We start from the raw sequence: 24,652 nt of genomic DNA, 5'->3' as shown, positions 1-24,652 counted from the left end.
AAGGGCACTGGATCACGGGTATTACCGGTTGCTAAAACGTCGATTCTCCAGGTGGCTGAGCAGACGAACCAGTGGCCACAGCAATGCAAGATACAGGAGTGCCGCCAGGATAACAGGCGAGGGGTTATAAAACATTGACTGCGCATCTCGCGCCGCCTTGAGCAGCTCCGGCAAGGCCACTACGCTTGCCAGCGACGTCATCTTGATTACCTCGATCACATTGCCCAGGAGATCAGGCAGAACATTGCGCGTCGCCTGGGGAAGCGTTACGTAAACCAGGGTTTTCCATGCACTTAACCCTGTGGAGCGCGCCGCCTCCTCCTGTCCCCTGGGAACACTGCCTAGCCCTGCGCGAAACACTTCAGCAAAGTAACTGGAGTTGTTTAGCATAAAGCCTAGGGCTATCGAGCCTAGCTTGGGCAGTTCCCAGCCAAGAAAGGGCGCGCCAAAATAGATGAAGATCAGCAGCACCAGGGGCGGAAACGCCCGAAAAAAATCAACATAGAGGGCAACCAGCCATCGGATGCCACGATTGTTGACCTTAGTGGCCAGGATAGCCAATACCAGGCCCAGGCCAGCCCCTAGAGGAATGACCAGTAGTGACAGCCAGATGGTTGTCCAGAGCCCCTGCAGGAGATAGGGCGCGACCTCCTTGTAGATGGCAACATTGAGAAAGTTTGCAAGCAAGGCATCCATTAGCGCCTCCAGGCCATACGGGCTTCCAACCAGCGGCCAAGCAGGACCACGGGAATGAAAATCAACAGATAGGCCAGCGCGCCAAGCACCAACGGCGTTGGATTGCCGGCATTACTGCTGGCTGACTGGGCGTTATTAAGTATTTCGCTTAGCGCCACCACGGAGCCGAGCGCGGTGTTCTTGGCCACGGCAATGACGCGATTGGTCAGGCCTGGCAGGGCAATCCGCGAGGCCTGGGGCAGGATGACGCTGGTCATGCACTGCCACCAGGATAAGCCGCTGGCACGGGCGGCCTCACTCTGCCCCTTCGACACCGCGCGAATACCTCCCCACAGGCTTTCCTCGGCATAGGCCGCCAGGACCAGGGAGAGCGCAAGCCAGGTCGCCGTAAAGGCTGACATGGACAGTTCGATATAGGGGAAGGCAAAGTAGAACATGATAATGACCACCAGGGGTGGTAGCGCACGCATGATATCGGCAAAACAGACAATGAGCAGCGTAAGGGGCCGCCACTGGAGCGCCCTGAGTAGCGCAAGGCCCACACCCAGGATCAGGCCGCTCACCGTCACCCAGGCCCCCAGCTCAAGGGTGATTCGCATCCCCATTGCAATATCCGGCCAGTAGCGTGCGGCCACCTCGGCATTGGCAAAGGTAAAGAGCAGCTGCTGGATATCCATCAGGAGCAGACCCTTTGCAGGAAGGCCTGGGTACGCAGTTCACGAGGCGCCCCAAAAATCGCATCAGGCGGTCCCTGCTCAACAATCACCCCACCATCCATAAAGACCACGCGGTCAGCAACAGCCCGGGCAAAGGCCATCTCATGGGTGACAACCAGCATGGTCATACCGCTCTCACGCAGCTCCTGCATCACCTGCAGCACACTGCCTACCAGCTCGGGATCCAGAGCGCTGGTAGGCTCGTCAAACAGCACGATCCTGGGTTCCAGGGCGATAGCCCGGGCAATGCCGACCCGTTGTTGCTGACCTCCAGACAAGGCGGCCGGCCAGGCATCGGCCTTGTCTGCCAGCCCCACCCGAGCCAGCGCCGCCAGGGCTTTTTCCTGTGCCTTTGCACGGGAATAGCCCTGGACCTTGCGCAACGCCAGGGTCACGTTTCCCAGCACGTTTAGGTGGGGGTAGAGGTTGAACTGCTGAAAGACCATGCCAATCTTTTGCCGCACCTGGTTGAGATTGACGCCCGGCGCGGCAAGGTCAGTGCCGTCCACCACGATTTGCCCACCCGAGCACTCCTCCAGTCGATTACAGCAGCGCAGCATGCTGCTTTTACCTGAACCTGACGGGCCAATCACGCAGACCAGCTCACCCGGGCGAACCCGCAGGTCAATGCCCTTGAGCACCTCCTGATCCCCGTAGTGCTTGCGCAGGCCAACCAGCTCCAGGATCGGGTAGGCCGCAGTATTCATGCGCTACACTCCAGGGTTACCGGTGTGCTGTCATACCCCGCCATACCCGGCACGCCATGCCCGGGCATAATTTGCACGGACGCCGAGGTGGGCCCAGGCTCAAGGCCAAACCATTTTTTTGCCAGGGCAGCCACCGTGCCGTTCTGCTTTAGGCATTTAAGCGCCTGGTCTACCCGCGCACGTCCCTGTACATCGTCATGGCGCAAGGGAATCGCCCACACCTGACCTGTCTTGATGGTATAGCTGGTTTGCAAGAGGGGGTTACGCCTGGCAGCAAAGGCTGAGACCGTATTGCCGCCGAGGTTGGCATCGGCCCGGCCGGACAACAAGGCCTGGATGGCATCGGCGTTACTGCTGTAAACGTCAAACGTGAACCCATAGTGCTTGGCGTTTTGCCGCGCCCAGCTCTCGTAATTCGACCCCTTGTTGACAGCAAGCTTCATCCCACTTAACCCAGCCAGATCGGTGATCGGCGCTACGCCCTTCTTCTGAACAAAGGTGTAATCCGAATCCAGGTAGCCTTCGGTAAAGAGCAGGGTCTTGCTGCGCTCCTCGGTAACGGTAACCGGGGCCACGATAAAATCGTACTTGCCCGCGTTGAGGCCAGGGATCAGGCCTGAGAACTCAGCGCCTTCGATGATGATTTCACGCCCCATCTGTTTGGCCAGCGCCTCGCCCAGGTCTACATTAAATCCCTGCAACCCACCCTCCAGCCTGGGCATGGCATGCGGGGCAAACGTGGTGTCCACCGCCGTTCGAAGCGGCTCATCAGCAATCACCGCCTGTGCCAGGGCGACACCAGTCCACCACAGGAAGACCTGTAATACCTTGTGCATATCCTCTCCTTATCGTGTGTGAGCGTTTTCAAACAACGTGCGGATGAAATGGGCTGGCTTTTGCCGCGCACGCGCCTGCCTTACGGGCTCTGGCAGACCGCATGGCAAAAACCTGCCCGAGCCTCGCTCTGCGTGAAGCGTGCCGTCGTCCACCACGATACGGCCCCGGTTGATGACCACCTCCGGCCAGCCCTGTACCTGGCGCCCGGCATACGGGGTGTAGCCTACGTTGTCGTGCATGAGGGCATCGGTCAGCACAACCTTGCGTTCAGGATTCCAGAGGGCAAGGTCTGCATCTGACCCAATGGCAATCGTGCCCTTGCGCGGGAGCAGTCCATACATACGGGCATGGTTGGTGGCCGTCAGTGCAACGAATTCGTTGATGCTGATCTTTCCGCCTATCACGCCTTCGCTAAACAACAGGGGCATTCGCACTTCAAGGCCTGGCAAGCCATTGGCGATCTGCTTGAACGTTGTCTTCTCGCCCTGCGGAAGCTTGCCGGTCTCGTCAAACCGGTAGGGTGCATGGTCGGATGAAAACAGCGCTAAGGTACCGTCAAGCAGTCCCTGCCAGACCGCGTCCTGACTCTGCCGGTCACGCGGGGGCGGGCTGCAGCAGAACTTTGCGCCCTCTACCCCGGGAAGATCGATATCCTCCGCGGTCAGAAACAGGTACTGCGGGCAGGTCTCGGCATGGATATGCGCGCCCAGACCCTGGGCCTGGCGGATGGTAGCAATCGCTTCGGCCTGGGAGACATGAACAATCAGCAGGGGGGTATCCAGCAGACGGGCCAGGGTAATCGCGCGGTGTGTGGCCTCAGCCTCGGCCAGCGGTGCGTGGGCAACGGCATGGTATTTGGGCTCGGTAAATCCCTGCTGCTGCAGATGCTTGACGATCCAGTGAATGATGTCGTTGTTTTCCGCATGCACCATGACCAGTGCGCCCTCGCGGTCGGCCACGGCCAGTACGTCCAGGATCTGTGCATCACCAAGCTTTAGGGCCTCATAGGTCATGAATACCTTGAACGAGGTGATACCACTGCGGATCAGATCGGGCAGGTGTGTGGACAGTGCCTCTGGCGTGGGGTCTGTGAGAATCAGGTGAAACGCATAGTCGATCACGGCCTTTTCCGCGGCCCGGCGGCTGTAATCCGCCACCACCTCTGGCAACCGGTGGCCTCGATGCTGGGCGGCAAACGGGATGATGGTGGTGGTTCCACCAAACGCGGCGGATACCGTGGCGCTGTAGAAGTCATCGGCGCACATGACACCCATTCCTGACAGCTGCTCGACATGGCAGTGGCTGTCGACGCCACCAGGCAAAACCCAGCGACCTGCCGCATCGATATCCTGCCGGCCTGGCGGGAGCGTCTTTTCCAACGCGACGATCAGTCCATCACGGATACCAATATCTGCTTCAAACGTGTCACTGGCCGTTGCAACACGGCCATTACGAACGGTGAGGTCAAATGCAGTCATGCGAGCTGTCTCCTCATCGGTTAAAACGTGCCAGGGTAGGCGCCGCCATCGAGCAGCCAGTTTTGGCCTGTGATATAGCCGGCCTGAGCGCTACACAGGTAGGCACAAGCATCACCAAACTCGGAAGCCTTTCCAAAACGGCCGGCGGGATTGGCAGTGCGACGCCTGGCCAGTACCTCTTCCAGGGACTGGCCCGTCTGTTTGGCAGCCCCCGCCGCGGTAGCCAGGAGCCGATCCGTTTCAAAGGGGCCCGGCAGGAGATTATTAATGGTCACATTGTGGGCAATAGTCTTGCGCGCCAGGCCGGCCACAAATCCGGTCAGGCCCGAGCGGGCGCCATTGGACAAGCCCAGGCTATCAATAGGAGCTTTTACCGCACCGGAGGTAATATTGACGATCCGGCCAAAGCCGCGCATTTGCATGCCATCCACAGTGGCACGAATCAGGGCGATCGGGCCTAGCATGTTGGCATCCAGCGCGGCGATCCAGTCCTCGCGTGACCAGTCCCGAAAGCTACCTGGCGGCGGGCCGCCTGCGTTGGTTATCAGGATATCCGGCGTCGGGCATCCTTCCAGGGCAGCCCTGCGCCCGGCCTCGGTGGTAATATCGCAGGCCACCGTGGTGACCGCTACGCCTGTGGCCTGCCGGATCTCCTCGGCAGTGGCCTCCAGCACAGCCTGCCCTCTGGCCACCAGCGTTAGCACGACGCCTTCGCGCGCCAGGGAAAAGGCACATGCCTTACCCAGCCCCTTGCTGGATGCACACACCAGCGCCACTCGCCCCTTGAGTCCCAGATCCATGGTTATGCTCCCTTTTGAACCGCTTGAGGCCCGCGAGCCTCAAGGGAGAGCCCGACACGACAGACCACCGCCTCAAGCTCATCCCTGGTATAGGCATCAATGCGCATGCCGGGGGCGCGCACATGATCACAGGCAATCACCCCGCGCTGCTGATAGATGTATTTACGCAGCGCCAGTCCGAGCCTGGGCTGGAACTCATAGCGAAGCAGCGGGCAGTAGTGGTCAAAGGTTGCAGCGGCGCCCTCAAGATTGCCCTGGCGGAACTGGTCATAAATCGATACCAGTACCTCGGGAAAGGCAAAGCCGGTCATGGTGCCCACGGCGCCACGCTGCAACTCTTCCAACAGGTACACGCCGCCCAGTCCGCCAAACACGCGCATAGAGTCACCGGCAAGCTCCCGGATTCGCGTGATCTTGGGGCCAACGGGAGGCTCCTCCATCTTGATCATGTTGACACCCCCTTCCCGGCCCAGCCGCGCGACCACTTCGGCGCTGATTTGCGTACCAAAGGAGTCAGGAAAGTCATGAATGATTACCGGGATGTGCAGAGCCTTACCGAGCGCCTTGTAGTAGTCGAAGAGAACCGCATCCGAAACACCGTCCAGTGGGGCTGCAAAGACGGCTGAAGCGCCCAACGCCTGGGCTTCCAGCGCCTGCTCGATGGCGCCGGGAATCCCTAGCGCCCGCACCCCGACCCAGACGGGTACCCGGCCGCGTGCGCCGCTCACAAACGCGGTGATGACCTGACGTCGCTCGGCATTGGTCAACTTGTGGGCCTCGCCCAGAAAGCCCAGTACGGCCAGGCCCCTGACACCGACCTCAATCTGGAACTCCACAAGGGTCTTGATGCTGTCGACATCGACCTGGCCATGTAGATCAAATGGCGTGGGGCAGATGGTGTAGATACCGGAGGCGTCGAGCAGGGTCATTGCAACATCCTTTGGGGCAACAGAGAGGTGCCTTTGATTCTTGCCCCATCGGTCGCAGGCTGTCGTATGCCTTTTTATCTGAACGGCTTAACCTCACGTTATGCCTCGGCCGCCTGAAAGCCATGGTGAGCCATCGTGCTTCGCAACGTGGCAACAAAGTGCTGGGCTGGTTTGGACAGGGGCTCATAGCGGCTATGCACCAGGTTGGCTACCAGCGTGGGTGCCGGCGCCACGGGCCTTACGACAAAGTTGCTCTGGGACCAACTGCTAACCGAAAAGTCATCGACCAGGGCCAGGCCCGCCCCGCTTTGCACCAGTGCGCAGGCATTTTGCGGTGACCCTACCTCGATGGCGATGCGCATTGGCTCGCCGCACGCCGCGTACATATCGGCGACCACCGCGCCAAAGGGCGTCTCACGGTCATAGCTGATCAAGGGGTATGGCCTTAGATCGGCCAGTTGCAGGGTGGCCCGCCGTGTCAGCGGATGGTTGTAGGGCAGGATGCATACCAGATGGCCTCTGCAAAGAGGGACCATCTCAAGGTTGGGATGCCTCATGGGCAGGATCACCACACCCAGGTCAGCCTGCTGGTTTAACAGGCTGTCACGCAAGTGATTAAAGCCCAGGTAGGTAAAGGTGCACTTGACGTCAGGGTGGCGCTCGCGAAATGCGGTGATGGCCTGGGGGATCAGCATCTGGCCAATGCTGGGACTGGACACAATATGCACGGATCCTTGTGAACGCTCCGCCAGGTCATGAGCCAGGGTGTTGACCCGCTGCACCCCAGCGTAGACGCTTTCCACTTCACGAAAGAGTTTTTTCGCTTCAGGCGTTGGGTACAGGCGCCCTTTTATCCGTTCAAACAATGAAAATCCAATCCGGCTTTCCGTGTATGACAAGAGCCTGCTGACGGCTGGCTGGGAGACCAGCAGGAGCCGGGAGGCCCCGCTGATGCTGCCCGTGGTCATGACCGCACGAAAGACTTCGATCTGACGCAGGTTAAGCGACATGGCATTTCCTTAGGGCTTTGTCAGGGCATTCCTTAACGCAACGTTATGGATGATGAACAAATCAGCAAGGTCTGTGCCGTATCAGCCTGATTACACTACCGGGATCTCCTCTCCCCCTCGTTTCTCACCGGAGGTGCCATGCATCCCCCTTTGATTGTTATCAATCCCAACAGCAATGAGGCCGTTACCCGGGGTATCGATACGGCGCTTGCGCCGCTTCGACTCAGCGGTGGTCCGGCGATCAGGTGTCTGACCTTGCATGACGGCCCAGCGGGCGTGCAAACCCAGCGCGACATTGCTCGCGTGACGCCACCGCTGCTTGAGCTGATAAGGACACATGAGGCCACAAGCGGCGCGTTTGTCATTGCCTGCTTTAGTGATCCTGCATTAGCCGCTGCCCGGGAGGTCACCCGCCGGCCTGTGCTTGGGATTGGAGAATCAGCGCTCCTGACCGCGCTTACGCTGGGCGAGCGTTTCGGGGTGATCGCGATGCAGGACAGTGCGCGCGCTCGTCACCTGCGCACCTATGGTGCAATGGGAATACTGGATCGCTTTGCCGGAGAAGAGGCCATCGGCTTAAGCATCACGGCGCTGGGTGATGCCCGACAGCGTCAGGATCGCCTTGCGGTCGTTGGGCGCAGGCTGCGTGATGAGCACTATGCCGATGTACTGGTGATGGGCTGCGCAGGGCTGGCGCAGCATCGAGAGGCGTTGCAGCGGGCGTTGGGTATCCCTGTGGTGGAACCCAGTCAGGCCGCCGCGGTAATGGCCCTGGGCCGTATTTGTCTTGATTGGGAGAAGGGCTGATGACACCGGAACTACTTGAGCAATTTCGTGCCCTGCTAGGGCCTGCTGGGGTTCTTACCGACTCTGACGCCATGGCGCGCTATTGCACGGACTGGCTGGGTAAATGGCAAGGGCGCACTGCCGCTGTGCTGCGGCCCGGCAATACAGAGGAGGTCTCGGCAGCTATCAAACTCTGCCATCGACATCATATTCCTGTCGTTCCCCAAGGGGGCAACACAGGCATGAGCGGCGGGGCAACGCCCGATACCAGCGGGGCCCAGGTGATCCTGAGTCTGGAACGGCTCAAGCGTATTCGCCAGGTTGACCCTATCAACGATACGCTTACCGTTGAGGCCGGAGTGCTGCTGGCCGAGGTTCAGCAAGTGGCGCGTGAGGTCGACCGGTTCTTTCCCTTAAGCCTTGGCGCGGAAGGCAGTTGTACCCTGGGCGGTAACCTTGCCACCAATGCCGGGGGAACCGCGGTGTTGCGCTATGGCAACATGCGCGCCCTGACCCTGGGCCTTGAGGTCGTTTTGCCCGATGGTCGCATCTGGAACGGACTGCGTGGTCTGCGCAAGGATAATACGGGGTTTGACCTGCGTGATCTCTTTATCGGCTCTGAGGGAACCCTTGGAGTTATCACCGCGGCTGTTCTCAAGCTTTACCCTAGCCCCCAGGGCCGAGCGGTCGCCTGGGTCGGCAGCGCCACGTTGCCTAAGTTGATCTCCCTGCTCACCCACCTGCGCGCCAGCTGTGGTGAGCGACTGGTAGCCTTCGAGATGCTTTCAGCGAGCTGTCTGGATCTGATTGCCGCCCATGTTGACAGCGCACGCGTTCCCCTACAAAGCCGCCCTGCCCTTCATGCACTTATTGAACTGAGCGACACCCGTCCGGGTGATCTGGCCGGGCTCCTGGAAGACTCGCTAAATCATGGACTTAAACATGACTGGATTCAAGATGCGGTTATTGCCACCAATGAACGCCAGGCTGCCGAATTCTGGCGATTGCGTGAGGGGATTTCACAAGCCCAGGTTCGTGCTGGCATGGCGATCAAGCACGACATTGCATTACCCATCTCCCAGATACCACATTTTGTCGATGAGTCTGACAAGGCCTTGCGGGAAGTCTTTCCTGAACTACCCCTTATCAACTTTGGCCATCTGGGTGACGGCAATCTCCACTACAACGTGTTACTTCCACGGGACACCTCCCCGGAGCGCTATCACATGCTAACCGAGGCCCTTAATCGCCTGGTTCATGATCGCGTCATGAGCCATGAGGGAAGCATTAGTGCTGAGCATGGTGTGGGTCAACTGCGCCGTGATGAGTTAAAACACTACAAGTCCCCCATTGAGCTTGAGCTGATGCTGCGCATCAAGCAGGCCATCGATCCAAACCAGCTGATGAATCCTGGCAAGCTACTGTAAATTCTGTCACGCTGGCCCGGGTTCGACGACTAGCTTCTGCCTTTGAGCTAGCCGTCGAACAGGCCCAGGTTAACAAGGGACCTGCTCCTACAGCGCTCAACAAGACGAGCGCACAAAAAGCCCAACTATTACCCCTCGACTGTCGCTCTCTGGCGTCCTGTCAGGGTCTAATAGGTGCAAGCCTGCTGAACACATGAGCATTGCTCACCACATATCGTAAGCATTCAACCTGCAGTACCCTGCGTGACTGCTGACGGCTGAAGCGCCCCTGTAGCCTTTGGATCCTTGGCCCCCTCTTCGTCCTGCATCTGCAGACGACGCATCACCGACAGGTACGTTTCCATGGGCTGTGCACCCCCTATCAGGATACGCTGGCCGGTCTTGTTATCCACAACAAAGGTGGCTGGTGTTCCGTTAGCCCCATTACTCTTGGCCAGCGCCACCGACTGCTGGAGCTTGTCCATGTGCCGGCGCTCGGTCATGCACTGCTTGAAGGCGCTGGGGCCGGCTCCTAGTCGGGTGGCCAGGCCGTTGAGGTCCGCATCCTGGCCGGGATGCTTGTAGAGCTGATCCAGCATTACCCAGAACGCCTGATTGCCCTTCACCTCGGATACACACTCCAGGGCATGCGCCTGCACCTGTGAGGTCGGCGAGAGGATGGGCATATTCTTGTACTCCCAGTTCACCGTACCGCCGGAAGCATCCACGATCTGCTTGGGCGTCTCATGAAATCGCTTGCAATAGCCGCACTGGGTATCGGCAAACTCCACCAGCGTAAAACGTGCCCTGGTGCTGCCGTAGATGTGCTGGCCAGCCTTGCGCCCTTCCAGGCTATCCGAGGCAGCCTCATACCCTTCGAACAAGGCCTGACGTTCCTGATCGGCTTCACGGGCCCGGATATCCGCCAGCGTGGTTTCGATCGAGGCCCTGAGTCGCTCTGGAGAAGTAGCTGACTGCACTGTTTGCGCCAGTTCATCCATTCTCTTTTGCGTCTGGTGAGACTGATAAAACATACCGCCCGCAACTGTTGCGCACGTTACAGCAAGCGCAATGACTACAAGTTTGTTCGAATTCTTGTCACTCATTTTAAAACTCCAGTTTTAATATATAGTGGCATTTTGAGGTAACTTTGCTATACATGAAGAACAAACATTGGCATCTTTACCAGTGCCCACACTTAACAACCTGTGAGTTCTTGGCGTTAGGCAAATGGAGCAAAAAAATTACAAGAAATCAGGGTATGAGAAACGCATCGCAAAGCTCTGGCAGAATATTAACAACAAGAATCAGATAGCATCCCATCGCATATCCTGCTGCGCCCGTTCCCAGTAATCCGCTAATTGAACTTCCAATACCTTTCTGACAGCACCTGCCAAGATCAGCGCCCAGCTGTTTGCCCTGAAGAAAACCCCATGCTCCCATAACAACGCAATTAATCAGCGAAAAGGCCAGGAAGAGATCAGAAAATGACTGACTTATATCCAGCCAATAAACCGTACCACAGGTTAAAGCCGTTAAGGCGAACATGAGAGATGTGATAATCGATTTATTTTGAAACCGCATGAATGCCTTCCTTGCCAGCCACTGGCGAATAGGTTGGGAAGGAAAAAACATTGGCTTTGTATCCCTGTTGGACAGGAATTGCGGCCAGCCAACCATTAGGCAGGAGTTCAAGTAGCGACTGAAATACAGCCGTATCAAGACAATCAACCGGGTGCCCCGTCATATCAAGAAGTGATCGGGTAAGTTTGTGTCGTGGCTTGAGTTCAACTATATCCGGACGGCTATTGGCAAGATGGGACTGGACAAATGAGAAAGTGGGAAAGCTGCCGGATAAATGCGATGAGTAAGCACACAGCAAGGAAATACGCGCCGTATCATCAACACCCTTCTGACTATGCCCATTGAAATACGAGACCAGCGCTCTTAGTTCATCCAGCTCAAGCGTGGAAAGAAGATGGTTGATTACATATCTTTTGCGAGTAGGTAGTGCCTCAAGCAAGTTTTTAGCTGCAACGTGCATAACAAGTCCCTCCGAAAGTAAACCTACTTTCATGGTACAGGAGAATCTCAGAATGCAAGTCTGGCTGGATGATTAAGGAAAACCTTGTCCTGAAATAGAACTGGAGCCGCTGGTCAGATAATTAGATTAGCTAGATATTTAACTGCATCCGGGAAAGCCGACAATCTGTCATTGAATCCAGATCCCAGAAGTCCAGGCCGAAGTCTGACTCTATACACCTTCCAACATAGTTAATATCCTGCTCGCGGTTTTTTGCAAACACACCATGCGGCACGCTTTCATCCTCAAATAACCACTTGCGCAGATTGAAGTTGATAACCAGCTCACCCTGAGGATGTTCACGATAAGCACAAAAGATTGGGGAGAGTTATATCCAATAGTGCGAGATAACGATATGGCCTGTACTTACCTTAATACAGGGACCCAGCATTAGCTGAAAGGAATAGTTTGCCTTCCTTAATAAATACTGCACGCAGGCAGAAAAGCCATCACAATCCAGATCCTTGATGTACTCAAGATCGCAGAGTTGCAGTTCCAGAAGTTGCGCGTGACGGCTGTAAACCATATCTGGCACCTACCAGTCGACAAAACGATTAGATAGGATCAGGAAGGCACAAGGGCTGTTGTAAGTTCCTTGAGTTTCTTTATCCGACTTCTTGCCTCGGTAATCAGCAGTTGCCGGCGGCGCATGATCTCATAATCGTTTTCTGCCTCTTCGATATTCTCCTTTTCCCAGGAGTGGCATCTGGAAAGTGATGCATTGCTATACCGGGTCTTTCCGGCAGGTTTGGAAATATGTTTACTTACCCAGAGCTTTTTACCAGCCTGCCCCAGTTTTAGGGAGAAGGGACTGTAATACCAGATAATCGTTAAGGTGTTTTTCAGTACACGTACGCGCGACCCCATTTTAGGGAATTGATTGTTTCGCTCCTGTTCGCGCCTGGCAACGGTCCAGAAGTACTCGCATGTTTCCTTGGCCTGAAGAATGTTGAGGGCATTGAGTCGCTCAATCTGCTCCTCCAGGCCCGCCACCGCTTGTTCGGTCAGCTCAAGGATATCTCCTGCATTAAGATCCAGATCCGCAATGCGTGTGTCACCCCACGCCAGCTCCTGAAGCTCGGCAGTTGTGTAGTGCTTTGTCATCGTTGGAACCTCGCTATTTGACATGGCAATCAATGATCTTGAGGGTCACGGTTCGTGAGGCGTAATGCAGGTACATTTTTTAGTAAATGGAAACGGCGATTGGCATGTGGATACCGCAACGACTGTTATCTCGTTCTTATCTTATGGGATACCAGATCGTCGAAAGCCGGGTCTTTTAATTCGTCCTCAACTGGATTATTTCGAGGGTATCCAACATACATGTGCGTTAATCCAGGGTGAGGTATCCAGCCTTAGAAAAACGCAGCCCTTTGATAACGTGGTATCCAATATATATATGGGCTAAAGCGTACCTAGGTATCCAGTCTGGCGACAGCGCGGATTTGAATGGATCACTATCCAACATACAGGTGTGTTAGGCCCTGCGCTGGTATCCAGTCATGGTCAAGCTGTATCCCTCTGGCTACCTCGACAGCTATCCCTGCATGCCGCTATCACCGTCTACCTGCTATGAGAAGGAAGGGATCGGACTCCCTTCTCATGTGCTCAGAGCGTGACTACATCCTTGGGGATACATCTAGAGCTGGCGCGTAGACCGGTCCCTTTTTCATCTTTAGCCAGACCGGAGTTCGCTCATCCATAACCGTGTCATGCAGTCTTTTACGGGCGATATCGTTAGGGCAGTTGGAGCTCGTCACGGACGTGTTATAAAAGACAACAAACGGGGTTCCACAACCTGGGCAAACTTCCAGGGAAACCTCCCGGGCGATATAGGCAAGCGCCAGGGAATAAGCCTCGTTTATGGTAAGGATGCGTGGTAGTTTTTCGGACTGATTGTAGTGCCAGTTGATAGAGGCCCGATAAATGTCATAGGCGTCTATAACATCATAGACATCAAATTCTCCGCACTTCTTACCATTCAACGCGGCGTAAGGAAGAATAAAAAACGCAGCGTTTTTGCGCTCCGTTGAATTCTTGATAATGGTTTGCACACCCTTTTGAAGCTTTCCCTTGCGATCTTCAAGCGGAAGTCCAAGTTCATCTCGTAGCTTACGCAGTGTCTTTTTGCTGAGCGACGTTTCAAGCTCAATAAAGCGAGTCACAAACTTTCGCATCAGCATAGTTCTGGCAAGAGCGAGTTTGCGCCCGGCTGCCACACTTTGATAGTGAGTGGTGTTTGAGTTATCGCCTTTCTTGTCAGTCATGTCAGATTTCCAGGGAAGAGTTAAAGCACTGAAGTTGAATTCGGCTCAACGCCTCTTTAGATAGATCTGCTCTACCGATGCCGTTAATCAATTGTGAGTCAAACCTGAGTTCAAGTTTGCCGGCTGTGGTATGCGCAACCAGATGCCGGATCTGGGCATCAGATAGCTTTCTGACATATTCAATATGTTCCTTCTTTACTCCATACCGAATACGGGTCACTCCGATACTTTGCCGGTGCGAGCAAAGTTTTACCGATAGCCAGAACCTGTATGCCAGGTCCTGAAACTCATTAAGAGATGCACTCGGTTGCGGGCTCGCAACAGGTAATACCTATTTAAAATCTGTAATTGCATGGCTACAGGTAAAATGCAATACCACTGGATCAGCAAGTAACCTTATATTCTGCTGAGCCAATTGGGCCAGCCACAAATACTCTTTAGCCTGGATTTTAAATTCTTTGCGCGTCTCCGCGCATCCATCCATGGCGCTGCGATATAAATAGGACCAGACGTCACAATTAAGATCTGCCGTGTCCTTACAACTTACATTAGCAAAACCACTTTCGTAGTTATTGAAACTGCTCATTGCTCGCAAACTCCACCTATGACGTAGGATATGTTCTTGCATATGGCCAGTACTCTTGAACCGTAGTTTCTGGCCAGTGCTTCGTTTTTTATGTTGTGGTACCTACCGATACCCAGTTCCAAGTCACCAGGAGCAGATCTAATTCTCTCGCTTAGTATGGATGCACCTGTTCTCAAGCCATTTTCAGCACTTAACAACGACTTCGGATCATTTATGCGATCGGAATTCCAGTACAGGTTTACCTGCATGATTCCGACATCAACTGATCTTGCACTTCTTAAAAGGTCAGTCAGGAGATGCTCTGCTTCTTCCAACGTTTTTGCATAATACGCTTTGGTTGCAGTTCGTATGGTATACGGCCACGGGCTTATACCTTCCGAAGAAGAATAGGCCGACTCAGCAAGTGCAACAGAGTAGAGCAGATTGACAGGCAAGCCATGCTCTCTTGCTATTTCACCAAACAGTGAATTATCAAGATCTGCATGAGCATGAGTTACGGATAGCGCTCCGAGGGCGAATGCCAATAGTGCAACCTTTTTCATATCTTCCCCGCTTGCTTAGTTTTAGCTTTGTCTGAACTACATATCCATTTTCCACAAAAACTCCATTATGCAAGTGCCGCATTCAGAGTGACGCTAAATCTTGCGCAGAGAAGACTATTCGGCTGCGAGTCCGAATATTGCGCTCATTGGTTTTCTGTAATCAATCCCTATAGACAAACGGGCAGGTATAACTTGCAGGAGTCTATGTAATAGAGATAGCTAATATCAGGCCGATATCAGAGTGAAGGCAAACTCACTGATGTCGGAGCGATATTGCTCTGGTGAATAGCAAACATTCATTTGAACATTTGCATAAAGCATAAGCTGGTAGAAGCTACGAGCTGGGTACAGAAATAATATTGACGCTAAATGGGCTGCTTCTTTAACGAGGCCAGCTACCTCAGAAATGAAATGTAGACTATTTTTTATGGATTGAGCAACTGTCTGGATGAAATCATTTTCACGCAGACACCAACCTTAACGATGCCATCCTCAGGGCTACGGTCATGACACAGATCGATGCGGAACAAAAGCCAGGTCGAAAGCTTGGATTCATTGGTACGTGGCTGCTGGTTCAGCTGGTGTTTTTGGTGATCGCAGGTGTGTGGGTCGCTATCGGGACGATGGTAGGCGATGGGTATCGCGTTACCAACCTCGCCCTCTTTGGCCTATGTGCATTACCACCAACCAGTTTTCTGGCCTTGTGGGGCGTAAGGGCAGCGTTAGGAGGAAGGATTGCCAAGTTGATCTTTGGACTCATTTCAACTGCAGCAGTCATTGGGGCGGTATGGTTTTCAAAGCATGACACTGTTCTGATGGCATCAGTGGTGTGGTTAGTCACTGCTGTGCCTTTTTTCTTGATCTCAGCGCTCGTAAAACTGATCAGAGAAAAAGAGCAGGCTTTTGCAGAGCGACGAGCGAAAAGGCTTCAACGTTGCGTGTGTTCTTACGAAGAGGCTGATGAATACGTTTGGCTGGGGCAGACCACTACGAACGGAACTAATCAAGCCATAAGAGACCTTCGTAAATTTCAGGAGCATGTTGAGCAACAGATGATCCATGACAGCGTCCCCGGCACACAACACCCTACATGGTTGTAAAAGAAAGCCCGCTTTATGCGGGCTTTCTTTTTTATTCTTTAGTTATGTCAGTGGGATTAAAGGTACTGGCTAGTCGAGCGGGGTGCTGTAATAGACTGGAGGCAAGCTCTCTATTAGTGGGGGCGGCTTCAATATAGTCATAGGATCGATCGAGCGCTTTACTAAAGAGCTCTTGGTCTTTCTGAGGAAGATTCTCGAATCTTTCATATCCTCTTGCTGTTGCTATTGCCTGTTTGTCCTCAGCTATGCGCTCGGATCTAAGTTCTCCATTGTTTACATGATCCATATGGTTACCTACCAAGCCTGCTACCTTGAGCAGAGGACTTGGTATAGGAATATCCCCCAGCTGTTCAGCAAGCTGAATTGCCTGATTGGCAGTGGTAAACTGGTCAGCGTAATGATTAGCCATTGATTCGGTTAAGCCGTCACTTCGCGCAGCCTCATACATACGCTCTCTCATAAGCTCTCCTGAGCGACTTAGTGCAGCCTCCCCTACACGTCCTCCCTTCCCCTTCGAGGCTTCAGCGAGTTGCCCCGCATACACAGCGGCTGCTTCCTCGTTAGACATGGTATCGACTACTTCTCCCCCCATCATGCCCTTGGCCAGGAGGCCGCTGAGCTTTAATCCAGCGCCTTTCAGCCCGTCAGGCAGTTGGAAGTGAGACAGATCCTCGCCGGACTGTGCGGCGTCGCTAAACTGCTTGAGCTGTTGATCATCCATCCCGCTCAGCCACTGGATGGCCTTCTGGGTCATGTCTTTTGCCATGCCGGTAGCAGAAGCTGCTGCAGTATTGACCAATGCTTCGGTGGTTTGAGACGTGCCCGTTGTTGTATATGCCGCTGGAGGTTCGGGAGCCTGAAGCACGCTTTCGGCTGCATTCTTCATCCGGCCAGTTTGTAATTCACCACCCCAACTAGAACCTTGTGAGCGCGCTTCGGAGAGGCCTGCCTCATGATGTTGACCTACGGGGCCGTTATTGCCATTAAGTCTTCCCATACCCTGGGTGTAGCTGGGACCTGCGGCTGCGCCAGCAGCAGCCTGATCTCGATTGACCATAGCGGGGCCTTGTATCCTCTCGGCCTCTTCACGTATGCCCCCCGGAATACCTGCCGCTCTGTCGACGAGGCCGGCATTGGCCTCATGAGACATTTCCGGCGCCCCTTGCAGATCTCGGCCCAGCGTCATGCCTGTTGCCTTGGCAACAGTACTCATAGAAGAGAGATAGGTGCTGTTATCGTTGCCAAAAGTCCTTTCGTCCGTCATAAGCACAAGAGAGGCAGCGACCCGGGCCTTGCGCTCATCCATACGATAGGGCCCGTCATTGGAAGTGTATCTATCCATCAGCTTGCTGACCTTGGAGCGAAGCTCAGGATGGTACTGGGCAAACTCAGTGAGCATTCGAGCTGCACCGTCGTTTTGCGACATCTGGTTGGCTAGATCGTTGATGGTCAGCCCTGTGTTGGACCCAAAGCTCTCAGCCAAGGAAGAGGTACGAGCATAGGTCTCATTGGCACTTACCGCCTCGGAAGCGGCATTTTGCAGTGAGCGAGCTCGTTCAGATCCAAGTGCGTGAGACAGAGTCTGGGTACTCATACTGCTAATGCCATGGCTTAGTGCGTCGCTGAGCGACGCCCGGCTGCTTTCACTAAAGCCGGCCTGCTTCAGGTACTTGTCACCGTCCGCTTTACTGAACTGGACTTGATTACTGTCAGAGTCGTTCATCTGACCACTGATTGTAGTACCGCCGTTGATTCCACTGCTATCTTTGCTATCAGTGTCCCCACCTTTCCCCTTCCCTTTTGTAGGTAAAGACAGCGATAACGATGCCCCCCCAGCCGCTGCCATTGTCACTAGTCCAGTCACAGCAGCCGTTTGCGATGCTCCAATATTATGATCTCGCATATAACTCGCCGCGGCGCTCCGGATTGCCTGCGCCTCACTACTATTGCTGCTCATCACCGTGCGACCGATCTGCTCTGAAAGCGAGGTCATTTGCTGCTGCGAGACGTTGTCAGTGAACGAATTTGAGAGCGTGCGGGTGAACTGCTCGCGCTTGTCGTTAGCATAGCTTTGCGCCGAAGAGGCTGCGCTGCTGAGTCTTGCATCAAATGCAAGATTCGGAAGCAGGCTGTCGGCGCCGGTTCCTGCGGTCCCACCTACGTTCGTATTGCTGTTCATGGCCAGGTTGTTCAGGGCCGGACTATTGCTGACCACATCCGGCGTCGTGATCTTCTCGTTGATGTGATCTGCCCCGTTCATGCGCTGAGCCAGTGATGTCCAGGCATAGGTCGAGCCAGTCACCAGCATCATGGTAAGTACTGGAGTAGCCGCAGCCAGCATCCCGCCCGTAGCCAGCCAGTTGGCCAGGTATTCATCTGACTTGTACAGACCATAGAAGGAGTCAAGGGCGATGGCCGTACCGCTAGTGACTCCCATCAGCGATTCAAGGTCCTGAGTGGCTGCGCTGTAGAGGTAGAGATTGATGATGGATAACACCGGCATCCATAGCTGGATCCAGATCAACATCTGGAAGTACTTGCCTACCAATGATTGACCATACCGGCCGATAACCATCAGAAAGCCCATGAAGGGTACGATGGCATAGACAAAACCTTCAATCAGCGCCAGCATTGGTCGCACAGTCGTACGGAACATGGACTGCTCTGACGCCCACTGCGTGTTTCGCTGCATCAAGGCCTGACCAATCATGGTTGCACTGGAGAAGTCTCGCATGTCCTGATAACGGCCCTGAGCGGCCTGTAGATAGACGTTATCCAGTACAGCCGCCATGACGTATTTCTGAGCATCAACAGCTGCCGCTCCACCCGTTGCGAGTGAGCCGAAGTTTTCGGACAGCTTCGTATAGAGATCCTGATCGTCATACAGGACGATGCCGGCCGATTCGGCCATGGCATTCTTGACACTTTCCGAGGCAAAGGCTGCCTGCGTGCGTTCCATGAGCAAGGTATAGGCCGCAGAACACGTCATGGTTGTGCCAAACGGGTTTCCAGCATCCAGAAACAGCAGCGTATGGTGAATGGTGGACTTGTACTGCATGGCCTCGACCGCTGAATGGGTCATCAGCGCATCAAGGGTAAAGCGGTTGGTATCAATGCCCTTGAGCGTACATTCCTTGATGTAGTTGTACCAGGAGCGACGAAAGTTGACCGTTCCGGTACTGGTCCCGCTCTGCATGTTGGCAACTGACTGATCACCCAGCGCCTGGTTGATGGCCTGAAACACCTTGGGCTCGGAAACCTTGCGACGAATATCATTGATGCTTTTTAGCGCATCGGCAAAGTGGGTTTCGGTAACCCCTGGGATAATGGTGCCGTAGCCCACCTCAAACAGCCGGGTCAGTCCGTAGCCCAGCTTTGAGATCGTGCCGCCTACGGCGCCAGCAATCAGCGGCACATTATCAACCGGCCTTACCGCACCGCTGTAGGCATCCTCGATCACTACCGTGACCTTGGGTGCAAAGAGCATCATATAGATAACGACACCAATGAGAGCCTGCTGAAAATCAACGCCCCCCTTCGCCCCGCTGACCAGTGCCTGCCAGCCGATGATAAGCACACCGACCAGAAGGCCTATCGAGACGATCTGAATGAAATCGCCTGATCCTGTGATCATGGCGACACCGTTGAAAATTTGCTCCAGAAAGGCGCTTTCACCAATCGAATAGATCGTCCATTCCATCACTTCTGCCCTCCACCTGTTGTGGTGACCTGTTCCTGCATCGCATAGCCGCTCTTCTCGACAAGGCCCAACGTGGTTTCGGAGCGGGCCAGCATCTGTCCGAGGTCGCCATAGTCACCACGTAGCGCATCGGCTTCCCGGTCAAGCTCGGCGAGCGAGTCGCGCAGCTGCTCGCGGGCCAGGTTGGCGTGGGAACTCTGGCTGGTCGCAACCGCCGTGTAGGCCGTTGTGATCATGCGGCGTGCAGCATCACGGATCATGGAGAGCGCCATGGCGCCAGCTGATTCCTCGGCAAACTCCTGAGCGGTGAGGCTACTTACAGTGGAAAGGCGACTGAGCATTGAACCGGCAGAGCCAGCATTGGCCGACACGGCCTGTTCCTGCGCTGTGGCGGCCATGCCTTCGGTGCCGGTAGCATATTTCATGATCAAACCGTCCGAGGTTGAACCATTGCCCAGATAGGCTTCCTTGATCTTGGTCCTGAGGCCGGTCAGGGTAACGCTCTTGGTAGGGCTCGTGCTGCTGATTGCACAGTTCTCGGTATCACCGCCGCAGTCGTATACCTTGACGGTACCGCCCTCGATGAGATCCCTGAGCTTGACAAGATTGCCCGGCAGGGAACGGGCGATGTTGGTGTCGTCATCACTGCCCTCCCCCACAATCACTGTGCCGGTCATGGACATGATGGCCTCGAGCAGGTCCGTATCCAGCGAGCCACCTGTTCCGCTTGAAGAGGAGGCAAACCACAGGTCGACCCGGTTACGCCGGAGTTCCTTCCAGACGATGTTGCCCATCTGCTTTTCATACTCGGCCGGGTTGGACTGCTTGAGCGAGGCACGGGAGCTGACGCCATCGGTCTCGCTCCAGGTCGCAAAGTAGTCCGTCATCGCACCGGTAATGGTGGCGCTGGTACGCACGTCGTTGTCCAGCTTGAAGCCCATGGCGCCTACCGTGTCATTCACGACGCCCTGCGCCAGCTGGCAGGAGCTGCCCATCATCTGGTTGAGGTTCTGAATGCGGGCCTGAAGTTCAGAGAGCAGTTCAGCGCCGTCCGGAAAGACATTCGATAGCGCGAGCTGGAAGGCATAGCCGGTCGCGTTGGCCGCAACGCTTCGCAGGAGCTGGACGAACTGGTCGGCGTTGATAAAGGAGAACGATCCGCCAAACAGGTCCACTCCCCCACATCCTGCCTTCCAGCTGGGAATTTCCAGGTTGGCAAAGTTGGTGTTCATGATTGGGCTTTTGGCAATGTAACGGCCGCCGGCCAGTGCGCCCCGCGTCTGGGTTTCGAACACACCCGGATCGGTGGTGTTGGTCATCTCGTTGAACAGGTTGTCCATCTGATCCTGCAGGCCCCCGGCATGGGACGCAACAGGCAGCGCGGCGCCAGCGGCTAGACATAGCGCCAGTGCTGACAAGGTGAACAGTCTTCTCATGGAAGTTCTCCTCCGCCCACGCGGGCGCGGCCAAGGGATCTGTCTATGTGCTGAAGCAGTTCGGAAGGGGGAATAAAGCCGCTCTCATCGCCCTCGACTAAACCAGCGGGGAGCAGCTCGCTGAGGTTGTCATCAAGGTTGCGCAAGGGTCGGGTGCGATTAAGCGTGCGCTGGTCAATCCAGCCCTTGCTGGCCGCCGCCAGGGTGATGCGATGCTCGATATCCCCCAGCGCCAGCGCCCCCTGGGCGATGGGTGCAAAGTCACCGTCGGGGCTGGCCAGATAAATCGCCGGGAGCTGGCGCACCCCCAGCATCCGGGCATGGCCTGCATCTGGCTTGAACCCCGGGAAGGGATTACCCGGTAGGTCCTTGCCGTCCACCGAGATAGGAGTAACGGTAAAACGGCTTTCCAGCATGCGCAGAACCGGAACCTGCGTCTCGCAGAGATCACAATCCGAGGCGTAGAAGAAAAACACGCCGACCTTTTGCGCCAGCTCATCAAGCACCTGCGCCTTGGCCTCCCCTGCCTGCTTGTCCAGTGCCTGCGCGGCATAGGTAGCGTTAGGACGACGAGCGTTTTCATCCAGTAGGGGATCAATCTGTACAGCAAGCTGGCTTACGTCCGCAAACTGAGCACTGCGGTCCATGGCGTAGCGCTGAAGGAGCTTAAAGGCGCGTACATTCTCGACGGTGGGGTTATCCCAGGCGGCGTCCTTGTACTTGGGCAGATTCTTTCTGAACCACTCGGCACTAAAGGCTTGTGGCGGTGCCGGGGTAGCCTGTGCTGGCGCCTCGGTTATGGTCTGTACTGTCTGGGATTGTGGCTCAGGGGGCGGAGGCGCTGGTGCTTCTTCTGGTGGCTCGGGTGGGTCTTCATAAAAGAACCAGCCGCGCTGCTTTTGTGACCAAAAAGAGTGAGGGTCGGTGGTGTCGGCCGGAGCGTTGGAAGCAACCACACTGGCCAGCAAAAGAACCGGAACAAAGGCGTGTCGTTTCATGGCGTGCGCATCGTAGTGGCGGTAGGTCGATACTACGATGCAAGCCCACTGGCCAAGCCTCGTGGTTGATACCCGCGCGGGTACCAACCACGGGGTTTGGGTGCAAATAATTTACTGGACAGACCAAAGGTGGATCATTCGCGGCGTAATAATCGGTTGACTCTGCACGAACCATCCTTGAAATCTATAGATACCTGGTAGCTGCCAGGACGTATCAAGAAGCGCGGCCCATGCGAAGAAGTAGGCATACAAGGAACCTGCCAATACAAACCAGAAATTGTCATTTTGGTAGGCGTCCCATAGGCCGCTGCCAAACATAGACAGAGCAAAGAGAAGTATTGGGGATTTGCAAACAAGAAGGAAAACACGTTGCCGGGTCATGGTCTCGCCCTCAGTAGATTGAGACAGCGATATTAAAACCAGGCTGGACATGGCTATGCCCGTGGTTGATACCTGTGCGGGCATCTTTGAGAAGACGTCGACCAGGGGTACGCGATAAGGTGCGCTGTTATCCCAACTCCCTTTTGCCTAAATATCGGGCACTCCTACCTCCTCAAGCGCTTAGTGATTTTGAACGGTACAGGTCCGTCAGGCGAAACCCCGTCTTGATCAGTTTTACCAGATTCAGAAGCGTAGGTGTGATCACTAGCAGCTTCTTGGCCCGCGTCAGCGCCACGTATTGCAGGTTCACTTCCCCTAGCATTTCCTGCCTAGGAATTTCATCGTCCGTGAGGTCAGGGAAATCGTCACAGAGATAGACCTGATCCCATTCCAGCCCCTTGCTCTTGTGCGCCGTGGTGACGACCATTTGCGCCTGCTGGCTACCCTTCACGATCTGGCTCTTGAGTATGGCAAGGCTGTCGGGAAGATTGGCGTAACTGTCTACGACCTTGATCGCTCGAAGCATCTCAATGTCACGGGCTTCCTGCGCCACTATCTGGTAAGCGGTGTAATCCGGATAGTCTTCAAGCAGGCGCTTGTTCTGGATGTTTTGCGGTTCGTCCTTTGAAAGCCAGTACACATCCAGGATGCCCTTGAAGTCGTAGGCATCGTACCCGCCGACTAACTCAATGCTCATGCCACGAGAAGAGAAGAACAGGGCGGCTTCAATAACGCCCGTCACCGTGCGCGCGATAAAAGCAAACGGCGGCTTTGAATCGCTCAGCTTGAACTCGGACGAGACCACGATGCGGTCCTCTCCTCCCAGTCCCACAAGCGGTACATCCTCACCCTTGTAGCGCAGGAGCACATTGGCCATGGCCGCGACATTGGGACCAAAGCGAAAACTGTTGGTTAGCCGCAGTTGCTCGGCGTCGTGCAGCTGAGGATGGCTCAGGGCGTCGATAGCGCCCCTGAACTGATAGATCTGCTGGTGTTCGTCGCCTACGGTAATGACACGCGCCTTGGTCTGGCTGAACACGATATCGGTGGTCAGCTCGTTGCTGTCCTGCCCTTCGTCAAAGAGAATCACGCTGTACTGGGCGGAAAGGTCAGGACGGGATAGCTGGTACTGCTTCAGATAAACATCGTGCACCGCAATCTGCTTGCTGTATGGGTCCTGCATCTCACTCCATAGTGCTTCGGCCACCTTGATCGCGGCACTGGCAAGGCGCGGATCGTCCTTCTTCTTGGACTTTTTCGACTTCATCTCCTGAGCGCGGTAGTAGTGCGCCTGCGTAATGAATTGATCAGCGCTGTTCATGAAACAGGACACGGTGGCAATGGCTGCGGCAGCGACTTGATAGTTGCACTCATAGTCTCGGGCCACCTCGACGGGCCGTAGATTCCCCTTGAGCTTGTGCTGGAGTGTTTTCCCATAGCCGGTAAACGCCATCTGGTGCGTGGTCTTGCAGGTGACGTTACGGGGAAACTTCTTGGTAGCTTCATCACGGATGGCTCGGTTGTAGGCCAGATAAAGCATCTGCTCACTGGGATTGGCCCTAGCAAAGGCTACCAGCGTCGACGTCTTGCCCGTGCCGGCATAGGCACGGACCACCAGTTTTTTTGCCTTGGAGGCAATGATGGGTTCCTGCTCGTGAGTGGGAGTAAAGGCCATGAGGTGTCCTTGAATAGTGATGCTAGGTGCTACCAGCGTCTCACAGGTCTTCCGGGATGCAAGTCCGGTCCCCCCTACTCCTGTCAATATCAGGAGTTTTTCTGGCGAGGCAGATGAAAGCGCGATGGAGGAGGCGCATCGCTGTAGAAGATACCTGTCTTAAGGTGTATGGCGACCGTTCGTGAACAAGCCCCCTGAAACACCGGACACCGTTTTCCCCTTACCATAAGGGATAGGCAAACGGTCGTGTTTATGACTACCAACAAAGACAGACATATTGAAGTGCTCGGCCAAGAGCGGCGTCGCCGTTGGAGCGTCGAGGAAAAGCTCATCATGGTTCGCGAGAGCCTGGAGCCGGGGCAAAGCGTTTCCGTCGTGGCTCGGCGCAACGGCATCAACCCCAACCAGTTATTCCATTGGCGCAAGCTTTATCAGGACGGCAACCTCTCAGCGGTCAGTGCCGGTGAGGCTGTGGTACCGGCTTCGGAGCTGGCCGACGCGATGAAGCAGATCCGCGAG

At 55.3% G+C, this 24,652-nt stretch carries 23 protein-coding genes; 4 read left to right on the top strand and 19 right to left on the bottom strand.

What is annotated here, in order from left to right; genetic code table 11:
• Nucleotides 1–21 precede the first annotated feature (21 nt).
• The 8 genes from IQ22_RS19090 to IQ22_RS19055 all read right to left on the bottom strand — a co-directional run bounded on the left by IQ22_RS19090 (nucleotide 22) and on the right by IQ22_RS19055 (nucleotide 7,173).
• Nucleotides 22–696, bottom strand: coding sequence for an amino acid ABC transporter permease (locus IQ22_RS19090; protein ID WP_145144948.1), 675 nt, complete (start codon nucleotides 694–696; stop codon nucleotides 22–24).
• Nucleotides 696–1,373: an amino acid ABC transporter permease gene (locus tag IQ22_RS19085; RefSeq protein WP_208733672.1), complete on the bottom strand. Its 678-nt coding sequence runs from the start codon at nucleotides 1,371–1,373 to the stop codon at nucleotides 696–698. Before IQ22_RS19085 ends, IQ22_RS19090 begins: the two co-directional genes overlap by 1 nt.
• Complete coding sequence (locus IQ22_RS19080; protein ID WP_145144946.1) at nucleotides 1,373–2,119, bottom strand: amino acid ABC transporter ATP-binding protein; 747 nt, start codon at nucleotides 2,117–2,119, stop codon at nucleotides 1,373–1,375. Before IQ22_RS19080 ends, IQ22_RS19085 begins: the two co-directional genes overlap by 1 nt.
• Nucleotides 2,116–2,955, bottom strand: a complete 840-nt coding sequence (locus IQ22_RS19075) for a transporter substrate-binding domain-containing protein (RefSeq protein ID WP_145144944.1) — start codon at nucleotides 2,953–2,955, stop codon at nucleotides 2,116–2,118. The genes IQ22_RS19080 and IQ22_RS19075 overlap by 4 nt, the downstream gene beginning before the upstream one ends.
• 9 nt (nucleotides 2,956–2,964) lie before the next feature.
• A complete protein-coding gene (gene hydA / locus IQ22_RS19070) occupies nucleotides 2,965–4,434 on the bottom strand; it encodes a dihydropyrimidinase (RefSeq protein WP_145144942.1) in 1,470 nt (489 codons plus the stop codon).
• Between the two features lie 20 nt (nucleotides 4,435–4,454).
• The gene (locus IQ22_RS19065; RefSeq protein WP_145144940.1) at nucleotides 4,455–5,234 is read right to left on the bottom strand and encodes an SDR family oxidoreductase; all 780 of its coding nucleotides are present in this window, start codon (nucleotides 5,232–5,234) and stop codon (nucleotides 4,455–4,457) included.
• Between the two features lie 2 nt (nucleotides 5,235–5,236).
• Nucleotides 5,237–6,163: a dihydrodipicolinate synthase family protein gene (locus IQ22_RS19060; protein ID WP_145144938.1), complete on the bottom strand. Its 927-nt coding sequence runs from the start codon at nucleotides 6,161–6,163 to the stop codon at nucleotides 5,237–5,239.
• A gap of 98 nt (nucleotides 6,164–6,261) precedes the next feature.
• Nucleotides 6,262–7,173 (bottom strand): LysR family transcriptional regulator, encoded by a 912-nt coding sequence (locus tag IQ22_RS19055; protein WP_145144936.1) that lies wholly within the window; start codon nucleotides 7,171–7,173, stop codon nucleotides 6,262–6,264.
• 138 nt (nucleotides 7,174–7,311) lie between these two features.
• On the opposite strand from IQ22_RS19055, the gene IQ22_RS19050 reads away from it, so the two are divergent.
• Entirely contained in the window at nucleotides 7,312–7,980 is a 669-nt protein-coding gene (locus tag IQ22_RS19050) for an aspartate/glutamate racemase family protein (RefSeq protein ID WP_145144935.1), read from the top strand.
• Nucleotides 7,980–9,386: an FAD-binding oxidoreductase gene (locus tag IQ22_RS19045; protein WP_145144932.1), complete on the top strand. Its 1,407-nt coding sequence runs from the start codon at nucleotides 7,980–7,982 to the stop codon at nucleotides 9,384–9,386. Before IQ22_RS19050 ends, IQ22_RS19045 begins: the two co-directional genes overlap by 1 nt.
• 224 nt (nucleotides 9,387–9,610) lie before the next feature.
• Here IQ22_RS19045 and IQ22_RS19040 read toward each other — a convergent pair whose 3' ends face one another.
• The 7 genes from IQ22_RS19040 to IQ22_RS19010 form a co-directional block, all read right to left on the bottom strand.
• On the bottom strand, nucleotides 9,611–10,471 hold the full coding sequence (locus IQ22_RS19040; RefSeq protein ID WP_145144930.1) for a DsbA family protein: 861 nt from the start codon (nucleotides 10,469–10,471) through the stop codon (nucleotides 9,611–9,613).
• A 148-nt stretch (nucleotides 10,472–10,619) separates the two neighbouring features.
• Nucleotides 10,620–10,949: a hypothetical protein gene (locus IQ22_RS19035; RefSeq protein ID WP_145144928.1), complete on the bottom strand. Its 330-nt coding sequence runs from the start codon at nucleotides 10,947–10,949 to the stop codon at nucleotides 10,620–10,622.
• On the bottom strand, nucleotides 10,933–11,409 hold the full coding sequence (locus IQ22_RS19030) for a hypothetical protein (RefSeq protein ID WP_145144926.1): 477 nt from the start codon (nucleotides 11,407–11,409) through the stop codon (nucleotides 10,933–10,935). Before IQ22_RS19030 ends, IQ22_RS19035 begins: the two co-directional genes overlap by 17 nt.
• A gap of 603 nt (nucleotides 11,410–12,012) precedes the next feature.
• Nucleotides 12,013–12,552 carry a conjugative transfer protein MobI(A/C) gene (gene mobI, locus IQ22_RS19025; RefSeq protein ID WP_145144924.1) on the bottom strand — a complete coding sequence of 180 codons (540 nt, stop codon included), beginning with the start codon at nucleotides 12,550–12,552 and terminating at the stop codon, nucleotides 12,013–12,015.
• A gap of 515 nt (nucleotides 12,553–13,067) precedes the next feature.
• Complete coding sequence (locus IQ22_RS19020) at nucleotides 13,068–13,715, bottom strand: FlhC family transcriptional regulator (RefSeq protein ID WP_145144922.1); 648 nt, start codon at nucleotides 13,713–13,715, stop codon at nucleotides 13,068–13,070.
• Between the two features lie 331 nt (nucleotides 13,716–14,046).
• Nucleotides 14,047–14,301, bottom strand: a complete 255-nt coding sequence (locus IQ22_RS19015) for a hypothetical protein (RefSeq protein ID WP_145144920.1) — start codon at nucleotides 14,299–14,301, stop codon at nucleotides 14,047–14,049.
• Entirely contained in the window at nucleotides 14,298–14,843 is a 546-nt protein-coding gene (locus IQ22_RS19010) for a lysozyme family protein (protein ID WP_010799210.1), read from the bottom strand. The genes IQ22_RS19015 and IQ22_RS19010 overlap by 4 nt, the downstream gene beginning before the upstream one ends.
• 506 nt (nucleotides 14,844–15,349) lie before the next feature.
• Here IQ22_RS19010 and IQ22_RS19005 point away from each other — a divergent pair.
• Nucleotides 15,350–15,943 (top strand): hypothetical protein, encoded by a 594-nt coding sequence (locus IQ22_RS19005; protein ID WP_145144918.1) that lies wholly within the window; start codon nucleotides 15,350–15,352, stop codon nucleotides 15,941–15,943.
• Between the two features lie 31 nt (nucleotides 15,944–15,974).
• Here the strand turns inward: IQ22_RS19005 and IQ22_RS19000 are convergent, their stop codons facing one another.
• From IQ22_RS19000 to IQ22_RS18985, 4 genes are all read right to left on the bottom strand, one after another.
• Nucleotides 15,975–19,643 (bottom strand): conjugal transfer protein TraG N-terminal domain-containing protein, encoded by a 3,669-nt coding sequence (locus IQ22_RS19000; protein WP_145144916.1) that lies wholly within the window; start codon nucleotides 19,641–19,643, stop codon nucleotides 15,975–15,977.
• On the bottom strand, nucleotides 19,643–21,079 hold the full coding sequence (locus IQ22_RS18995; RefSeq protein ID WP_145144914.1) for a conjugal transfer protein TraH: 1,437 nt from the start codon (nucleotides 21,077–21,079) through the stop codon (nucleotides 19,643–19,645). The genes IQ22_RS19000 and IQ22_RS18995 overlap by 1 nt, the downstream gene beginning before the upstream one ends.
• On the bottom strand, nucleotides 21,076–22,077 hold the full coding sequence (gene traF, locus IQ22_RS18990; RefSeq protein ID WP_145144912.1) for a conjugal transfer protein TraF: 1,002 nt from the start codon (nucleotides 22,075–22,077) through the stop codon (nucleotides 21,076–21,078). Before traF ends, IQ22_RS18995 begins: the two co-directional genes overlap by 4 nt.
• Nucleotides 22,078–22,630: 553 nt before the next feature.
• A complete protein-coding gene (locus tag IQ22_RS18985; protein WP_145144910.1) occupies nucleotides 22,631–24,133 on the bottom strand; it encodes a 3'-5' exonuclease in 1,503 nt (500 codons plus the stop codon).
• A gap of 276 nt (nucleotides 24,134–24,409) precedes the next feature.
• Between IQ22_RS18985 and IQ22_RS18980 the strand changes: the two genes are divergently transcribed.
• A partial coding sequence (locus IQ22_RS18980) for a transposase (RefSeq protein ID WP_145145029.1) occupies nucleotides 24,410–24,652 on the top strand: 243 nt, incomplete at its 3' end.

This window comes from Pseudomonas duriflava, assembly GCF_007830155.1.
GTDB classification, from domain to species: Bacteria; Pseudomonadota; Gammaproteobacteria; order Pseudomonadales; family Pseudomonadaceae; genus Chryseomonas; species Chryseomonas duriflava.
This window is presented reverse-complemented; position numbering and strand designations above follow the sequence as displayed.